Source organism: Nonomuraea sp. SYSU D8015, assembly GCF_008065375.1.
In the GTDB taxonomy this organism is placed as follows: Bacteria; Actinomycetota; Actinomycetes; order Streptosporangiales; family Streptosporangiaceae; genus Nonomuraea.
This window is the reverse complement of record NZ_VJYI01000018.1, coordinates 221,226-227,931: the sequence shown is the minus strand read 5'-3', so window position 1 is coordinate 227,931 and position 6,706 is coordinate 221,226. Positions and strand designations below refer to the sequence as shown.

Annotated in this window: 8 protein-coding genes; 7 read left to right on the top strand and 1 reads right to left on the bottom strand. The window is 65.6% G+C overall.

Features of this window, described 5'->3' with window-relative positions; translation table 11 throughout:
- Nucleotides 1-1,052 precede the first annotated feature (1,052 nt).
- The gene (locus tag ID574_RS47110; protein ID WP_188195583.1) at nt 1,053-1,295 is read right to left on the bottom strand and encodes an acetyl-CoA carboxylase biotin carboxyl carrier protein; all 243 of its coding nucleotides are present in this window, start codon (nt 1,293-1,295) and stop codon (nt 1,053-1,055) included.
- A gap of 1,461 nt (nt 1,296-2,756) precedes the next feature.
- On the opposite strand from ID574_RS47110, the gene ID574_RS47100 reads away from it, so the two are divergent.
- From ID574_RS47100 to ID574_RS47070, 7 genes are all read left to right on the top strand, one after another.
- Nucleotides 2,757-2,924: a hypothetical protein gene (locus tag ID574_RS47100; protein WP_188195582.1), complete on the top strand. Its 168-nt coding sequence runs from the start codon at nt 2,757-2,759 to the stop codon at nt 2,922-2,924.
- A 215-nt stretch (nt 2,925-3,139) separates the two neighbouring features.
- Entirely contained in the window at nt 3,140-3,550 is a 411-nt protein-coding gene (locus ID574_RS47095; protein ID WP_188195581.1) for a hypothetical protein, read from the top strand.
- Nucleotides 3,547-3,831 (top strand): hypothetical protein, encoded by a 285-nt coding sequence (locus tag ID574_RS47090; protein WP_188195580.1) that lies wholly within the window; start codon nt 3,547-3,549, stop codon nt 3,829-3,831. Before ID574_RS47095 ends, ID574_RS47090 begins: the two co-directional genes overlap by 4 nt.
- A 167-nt stretch (nt 3,832-3,998) precedes the next feature.
- Nucleotides 3,999-4,280, top strand: coding sequence for a hypothetical protein (locus ID574_RS47085; protein ID WP_188195579.1), 282 nt, complete (start codon nt 3,999-4,001; stop codon nt 4,278-4,280).
- A gap of 948 nt (nt 4,281-5,228) precedes the next feature.
- On the top strand, nt 5,229-5,390 hold the full coding sequence (locus ID574_RS47080; protein WP_188195602.1) for a hypothetical protein: 162 nt from the start codon (nt 5,229-5,231) through the stop codon (nt 5,388-5,390).
- Nucleotides 5,391-5,708: 318 nt separating this feature from the next.
- Entirely contained in the window at nt 5,709-6,587 is an 879-nt protein-coding gene (locus tag ID574_RS47075) for a hypothetical protein (RefSeq protein WP_188195578.1), read from the top strand.
- Nucleotides 6,556-6,699 (top strand): hypothetical protein, encoded by a 144-nt coding sequence (locus ID574_RS47070; RefSeq protein ID WP_188195577.1) that lies wholly within the window; start codon nt 6,556-6,558, stop codon nt 6,697-6,699. The genes ID574_RS47075 and ID574_RS47070 overlap by 32 nt, the downstream gene beginning before the upstream one ends.
- Nucleotides 6,700-6,706 lie beyond the last annotated feature (7 nt).

Genomic DNA, 6,706 nt, shown 5'->3' with positions numbered 1-6,706 from the left:
TCGGCGCAGGCTTCATTCCGCAAACGGGTACCGGACTCCGCTTGAGGTCCACAACGAGTACCTGAGCCAGCAGCTCGCAGCATGAAGTGATCATCAGGAAGCTGTCCGGAGAACGCGGGGCTCCTCAGTTCGGTCGCTGCAGGCGCGGTCTGCTTGGGCGCACTGGGAGTCTCGGAAGAGGCGTTCTCCATCGCCATGTGCGCCGTCATCCTGGCGTGCCTTGTGTACATGTACCGGCAGTTCAGGCGACTGTAAGACGATTACTGCCGATCCCGCTACGCCGACATACGTAGGACTCTCAAGCGAAAGCGGCCCGTTGCCACGAACAACGGACCGCCCTCGACCCCACAAATAACCTCGGTCACCAGCACCACTAGCGGCCTGCCCAAGCGTACTCATCGGGGAGGCCGAAATGGCTAGGTACTGGGTTCACTCTGCGCCCGACGACTACACCGACGAAGGCCAGCGCGAATGCGCCCACGGAGACCGCTGCACCGACCAGCGGATCGAGACGGTTGACGGGAAGACGACACGCCTCCCAACCCTCACCTACCGGGCGTTCTGCAACATGGACCGCAACGCGATGGAACGCGCCCTGCGAGCGCTCCCCGGACTACCAGATCGACCTGCACCGCGAGATCGGCACCAAAGGGCAGGCAGTAGGCCGGTAGTCACGACCTCGAAAAGCGCGCCCCTGCCGATCAACCTGGCCGTGGACGAGCTCCTGCGCGACATGCAAAGCCCGGCACAAGCGGCTCGTGACGGGAGACAGCTTCGTAGCTGTCCTGCTCGCAGTCGCCGACGAGATCGATGGAGGCCGCCGTGGCTGAAGACCTCCGCCACTACTACACCTTCGAGGGCTCTCACTGCGGCACCTGCCGCCTGCCTCGCAGCACGCCCGTTGCGGAATGCGATGAGCACGACGCGCTGGCCACCGCAACCGTGATCCCGGTGCGCAACGCAGCCGACCTCCACGACTCCCATGAGTCCGAGCTGCGCCGAAGCGCAAGAACGCGCCGAGAAAGCCGAGGCTGCCATCGCCCGCTGCGCTTTCACAGTGGTCCCAGTACGAACAGTTCCTGTCCGTACTCGACCGGTGCTCCGTTCTCCGCACACACCTTGAGGATGCGCCCGGGCCGGTCGGACTGGATTTCGTTCTCCAGTTTCATCGCCTCGACGATGCAGAGCGTTTGACCGGTCTTGACCACGTCGCCGGGCCGAACGAACGGATCAGCGGACAGATTCGGCCCCCTGTAGAAAGTGCCGGCCATAGGCGAGGTGATAGACGTGGACATCAGTCTCTCTCCCTCTAATTCAGTACGCCGGGGATCGACCTCGCCTAGGCATGCCGCCCGGCGGATCGTGGGAAACGCTACCCCTTTTTTTGTCGCCCTTATTGCGCTCGGCCCTTGGGGGGAGCTGGATCTTTTTTGCCGCCCTTGCCTTGCGCTCGGTCCTTGGGGGGAGCTGGATCTTTTTTGCCGCCCTTGCCTTGCGCTCGGTCCTTAGGAGCCTGGTTCCTTTTTCCTTCGGGGCTTGCCGCTCGTCCCATGTCGTCGGACTTACCCATAACACTCACCTCAGTCGCTTTAGTCTCTATCTGTGCCGGAGATTACTGACAGGCGGTTCTTCTGGCGGTATCGGCCGCAGTCTGGCATAAACTCTACGAACTTGCGCGACCGACTTTTCTAGTACCCAATGGGCTAGAGGACATAGCGGGCGTTGCGCGATTTTAGTGAAATCCGAGTAGGATTTGGCGCTCCGTGTTGATGATCTAGGCGAAGACCAGGTATGAGATGGCGTAGATCGCATGGTGGTTTTGTTCCAAGCAATACGATCTTCACTACAGTAGCGCCCCGGTCACACCGGCACCCGTCGCAAATTCCGCCGACCAGCTCTAAAGTGCAGTGACAGCGTGTGCGCGCACAATCACGCGGCCGGTTGGCCGCCCCGTGCGGCAAGGGCATGGCCGCAGCTCCCGTCACGAAGCTGTAGATGGCTTTATGCAGGACGTCCACCACCAGCTCCCGCCGCGGCCAGGTCTGCGGCGGGGCGCCGGCCCCGTGGCGTTCTCCAGGATCTGGTCGTTGGTCAAGCGGACCACGGTGAACATCGTCGAGACCACGGCCCGCGCAGCCCCGCGTGCGCCATGACAGAACGCACCACGCCCACCAGGGAGCCCTGCCGGACGTGCATGAGGAGATTGACCATCTCGGACTACCTCCCATGGCGCTCACGCGAGCCGGTGAGCCGTTCGAGCACCCGAGCCGGGACATAGGAGTCCGGCCGGCCGGTCAACCCCTGCTCGGCCTTCTCCCCTAGGGTCATCACCATGGCCCCTGCGGTACCGGCGATCAAACCTGCCACAGTGCGCGCCTCATCATGCAGCCTGCCTACCCGCCCCTCTCGGGTCGATGCTTCGCGCACCGGTCGCCGCGGGAGCCGGGCTCCCGCCCGCGGCCATCCCGCAGGGCGCGGAGAGCTGTCTTGATCTGCCGCCGTTGCGACGCGAAAAAGCGGCCCCGAGCAATCCATTACACGCGATGTTGTGTAGTTACTCTTTGTGGAGGGCTCCATCTCAGGAAGGACTGACACGGGAATTTCCCGCAAAAATCCTCGCTGCCGCCTCAGCGGCCGTCGCAGTCTCCGGCGCGCTCACCGCAGCCTCACCCGCAAGCGTCACCGAACACCAGGATACACGAGCCGCCCTGACGGTCACAGACTCCAGGGAAATCCTGAATCGAAGGTCCACCCAAGTGAGCTTCTACAAGGGAGATGACCAGGTCACCTTCTCGGTCCCTACCAACAGTAGATGGGCCGGTTCGATGTGGGCTCCCTGGGTCTCCAACAACAGCGAGATGATGAAGAGCATCGCCATCAGTTGGGGCGGGATCACCCGTTACTGGGTCTTCCAGGACTACTGAACAACTCTGACATGGTCAGGTGCAGCACCACCAGAAGCTACATGCAAAGCTTCCCCGTATCCGGCAGCAGCACCGGAGGCGGCAGGAAGTCCCTCATCATCCGAAGCGACGGCACGCTCTATATGCAGGACGCCGCCTGACAGCCAACGTTCTGTCGGGCGCTCCCTGCTGGGGGTGCCCTATTTTGGTGAACCACCCGCTGGAGGAGAAGACCGATGGATGAGCAGACTCGCGTTATGCCTGGCCTGGTACGCGCCGCCCGGACGACCATGTGCCTTCAGCTAGTCATGACACTCCTCATTACTGTCATCCTGTTGTTAGGAGTCGCCCAGGCGGTGATAAGCGGGATACTGCTACTCCTCGTGCTGTACGCCGTCGCCGCCTGCGTGGTCATCGGCCTGGTCGTGGTCAAGATGGGGACGCGCCGCACCTGGGTTCGATGGGCAGCCGTGGCCGTACAGGGAGTGCTCGCAGCCGGTCAGATGATCGGCTTGCTTTCCGACCCGGGCCTCGGAAAGATGACAGGGCTCGCGTTGGCGGTTGCCGCGATCGCTTGCCTCCTATCGCCGTCCTCTGATGCCTGGTTCAACGTCCGAGCCGGGGCTCCCGAAGGGACGACACCATGAGCGCACAACAGTGCGTCCACCTAGAGGACGCCAACCAGGCGTGGCGGTGCCCTGACTGCGGCCTGCTGTGGGAGCCGCTGCCCGCGGAACCCGTCGACCGCCCGGCACGGCCGCGGAGGAGTTGGTCGGAAGTGTTCGACGTCGTGTCAAGCGTCGCCACGTGTGTGGTCACGCTCGCCTTGTTCTGGTGGCTGGGACAGCGGACGATCTTCTTCGCCATATGCATTTGCCTCGTGCTGACCGTCGGCGGCTGGTGGGTGTGGCGAAGACTCAATAGCTGAGACGATTACTATCGATCACATTGACCGGCATACGCCAGACTCTCACTGAAGACGGAAGTGGCCCTCCACCACCAACGGAGGACCACCTCCGGTGATCCGACCGCGACCCGTCCCTCAAAGTGTCTCCCAGGAGGCCGCTAGCGTGCCACCAGACAAGGAGACGACCGATGGATGACCTCCTCAATCAGGTCACTGGCAACGCCGGCGCTCAGTACGGCATGACAGCCGAGCAGGTGGTCACCTACTTGGCTAGCGGAGACGTCCAGCACGCCCACGCCCGAACGGAGGAGCGCGGCGCTGCCGATCCGCGAAACGGCCAGCACTGGTGCCGCAGACCGTTCGGGCATGACGGCAACCACAACCGCTACCACCTTGACGACGACTGGACACCAGATACCCCTAGCCAACCAGCAGCATCACAGATACACACGACAACAGGAGGTATATGACCGCATGCCAGACGACACCAACCGAAACGGCTACACAAAACAACATCGCGACGCCTACACCTCACTCATCACGGCAGCGCTCGACGCCCGCCTCCGCCAGGACATGGATGACCCGTCTTCATCGACCTGTTCAAGAGCGTCCTCGACACCGTCCCCAAAGACGTCTCGCCGCCGCGTCCCTGCACGTCATCACCGTCCTCATCCAGCAAGCAGCCGACGCCGAAGGCCGCGACCCCCGGCAGGTGTGGCGCGACATCACCCTCGCCTACGCCCAGGTGACGGACCACGCCGTCACCGCCGACGACTGGCAGTCAGACATCCGCTCCTGGGCCAATCTTGCGGCGAAAACTCCACGTCGCCTGCAACCCCCGACGACGCCGAACACATACAAGCCACCGCCGAGAAGGCTGGCCTGTCCGACGTCGTCAGCATCGAACCGAACTACATCGTGCCCATGGCATGGTCTGGGTCCCCAACCACCGGAGTCTGCCCGCCGCCTTCTACGAGGCGCTCGGCGTCACCAAGTGGCTGTGACCGCCGCGAGAATTGATCTCGTGGCCGACCCGTCGAAGACGCTCCCTGCGACCTGCACCCTGTCGCCGACGGCGTCCTCGTCATCCCGCACATCCTCCCCTTCCACGTACCGGCTGGCGCCTACACGCTCACCGTCGCCGAGTGGCTCCGCCTGCCCGTCGACACCGCCACCGCCCAACGCGACGCCGAAGCGTGCCGGCTGCGCGCCCGCGGCCTCACCTACCACAGCAGATCGCCGACCAGCTCCGCACGACCCGCAGCAACGCCTACGAGGCCGTCCAACGCGCCATCGCGACATCGTCCGCGAGCCCGCCGAAGAGGTCCGCCAGCTTGAGCTGATGCGGTTGGACGAGATGCACGCCGCGGCGCTCGCCGTTCTCGAGGCACGCCATTTCGTGGTGGACCCGCGGTGACGTGGTGATCGGGGACGGCGCGCCGCTGGTCGACGACGGGCCGAAACTCGCCGCCATCGACCGTCTCCTGAAAATCCAAGCCCGGCGTGCCGCACTGCTCGGCCTGGACGCCGAGAAGAAGGTCAGCGTGTCCGGCGGCGTCAATGCGAGGTGGTCGGCGTGAACGCGGCCATCTCGGCGGATGACCACGGAAAGCGTGGTCGGGTACGAGCCGCGCGGCACCGCCCGCGATCTGTTCACCTGCCGCACTTCGGAAGTGTGCATGGTCGGTGCGGGTGGCGTTCGGCGACGACATCACCGACATCCCCCTCACCCCCACCGAGCAGGAGGCCGCCGCTGTGACCGACACGCCGCGCCACTGGTCCACCCCCGGCGACACCGCCCTCGCCTGGGAGAACCAGGAGACCGGCGACGGCCGCATCTTCGCCTTCGGCCCCCTCTACGGGAGGCCGGGCCGTCGCCGCTCCAGTACGCCGACGAGATGCTCGTCGGCCACGAAGGCGCCGAACTCGACGTCAGGATCAACACGCTGGGGCGGGACGGCGACCGGATCCCCGGCGCAGGCGTCCTCTACCCCTCGCAGGCGTCCGGCGCCGCGGCGATCCGGCTACTGGAGGAGGGCGCGCCGCTCGGCGTGTCGGTGGACCTGGACGACGTTGACGTCGAGCTCATCGACCGGCGGCCAGCCGAGGAACGCGACGGCGGCGGGCAGCAGGAGGAGGTGATCCTGCTCGCGTCCCTCACCGCGGCCAGCGTGCTCTCACTCCTGGACGGCGGCCACCGGGTGCGGGCCACCCACGTCACCCAGCAGACCGCAAGCGGCCGCCCCGTCCGCGCCACCCAAACCGTGGAGTGGACCGTAGACCTTCGCGGGCGGGTGTCGATCGCCGAACTCCACGCCGCGCTCGCAGCACCCGGGATCATGACCGCCGCAGCCGGGCACGCTGACGACGCGGCGGGGCAGGTGTTGATGGCAGAACGATCCGGCGACATGGTCATGCGAATCACCCGCGGCCGGGTCCGGGGCGCCACCCTCGTGTCGATGCCGGCGTTCGCCCAGGCATGGATCACCCTCGACCCTGCGGAGCATCTGGCCGCCGCCTGCGATGAGCCGCCGGCCGGGCGGATGCGGGACGTCGTCGCCTACGTTGCGTCCAGCCCGACACCGGTGGGCGCTACCCAGGTCGCGAACGCGCTGGCCATGTCAACCGTCCGCACGCGACTACCGGGTGCGTGCCGCTGCGGCCGGGTACATCACTGGCCTGTCGCGCGGCTTGTACGTGGCAGCGTCCACGCTGCCGGAGGGCGCCGGAGAGGTGGTGGCCGCCATGTCGGGCGACCTCGACCTGCCGATCCATGACGACCGGGAGGCGGAATGGGACGGGGACGCCACCGCCTCCCGCGTCCTGGAATGGGCCACGCGGGAGGACGGCGAGGTGGACGCGGCCCGGCTCGGCAAGGCGTTCCTGTAGCGGGACC